1 protein-coding gene is annotated in these 1,267 nt (G+C 64.1%); it reads left to right on the forward strand.

The window, feature by feature from the left end; translation table 11 throughout:
* Positions 1-67 precede the first annotated feature (67 nt).
* Positions 68-1,227, forward strand: a protein-coding gene (locus tag M1248_RS33250) for an IS3 family transposase (protein ID WP_317150938.1) whose coding sequence is annotated in 2 segments (ribosomal slippage) — positions 68-359 and positions 359-1,227 — 1,161 coding nt in all. Because the reading frame shifts where the segments join, the coding sequence is not laid out codon by codon here.
* The last annotated feature ends 40 nt before the right edge of the window (positions 1,228-1,267 follow it).

Genomic DNA, 1,267 nt, shown 5'->3' on the forward strand with positions numbered 1-1,267 from the left:
GGGACTGCCCCCAGTTTGGTTGACTCCTGACCTGTGAGGATTCGTCCTTGCTGGAAGGATCAATCTCGTGCCGACACCGTTTCCTGCCGAGTTCCGTGCCGACGTTATCGCCGTGGCCCGTAAGGGTGAGGCGCCGCTGCGCCAGATCGCGAAGGACTTCGGCATCTCGGAGGCCTGCTTGCATCGCTGGCTCAAGATCGCTGACCGTGAGGATGGCCGCGGCCAGCCCGCGTCACCGGCCAATGCTGACGATATGGCCGCGCAGCTGCGCGAGGCGCACAAACGGATCAAACTCCTCGAGCAGGAGGCCGAGGTGATGCGCCGCGCGGTCGGCTATCTGTCCCGGGATGCCAACCCAAAATGATGTACCCGCTGGTCCTCGACCTTGCCGCTGACGGCGTGCCCGTCACGGTGACCTGCCGGGTCCTGGGGTTCTCCACCCAGGCGTTCTACAAATGGCGCAAAGCACCTCTATCACAGCGGGATTGGGACGACGCACACCTGATCAACGCTGCCCGCGACATCCACGCCGATGACCCCGCATTCGGCTATCGGTTCATCGCTGACGAGTTGCCCGGACGCGGGATCGTCGCCGGCGAGAACCGGGTTGCGCGGTTGTGTTCCCAGGAACGGATCTGGTCGATTTTCGCCAAGAAGCGTGGTCTGAACCGCCGATCCGGACCGCCCGTCCATGACGACCTCGTACAACGTCAGTTCAGCGCCCACGCTCCCAACCAGGTCTGGCTGGCCGACATCACCGAGCATCGCACCGATGAAGGCAAGCTCTACCTCTGCGCCCTTAAAGACGTCTACTCCAACCGGATCGTGGGCTACTCGATCGACTCCCGAATGAAGTCCTCGTTGGCCGTGGCGGCGCTGGACCACGCCGTGGCGCTACGATCGCCAGTCGGGACGATCGTTCACTCCGACAGGGGTAGCCAGTTTCGGTCACGGAAGTTCGTCCATGCACTGTCTCACAACGGCTTACACGGATCGATGGGCCGCGTCGGCGCCTGCGGCGACAACGCCGCCATGGAGTCGTTCTTCGCCCTACTGCAACGCAACGTCCTCGACCGGCGACGCTGGTCTACCCGAGCTGAACTCCGGCTGGCGATCGTGACCTGGATCGAGCGGACCTACCACCGCCGCCGGCGCCAACGCGCCCTCGGCAGGCTCACCCCGATAGAGTTCGAACTGCTCCACACACCAGTCGCAACCGCGGCCTGAAATTCACACCCCGCGAGTCAACTGAACCCGGGGCAGTCCC

It is taken from the genome of Mycobacterium sp. 29Ha, from assembly GCF_032883055.1.
Classification (GTDB): domain Bacteria; phylum Actinomycetota; class Actinomycetes; order Mycobacteriales; family Mycobacteriaceae; genus Mycobacterium; species Mycobacterium gallinarum.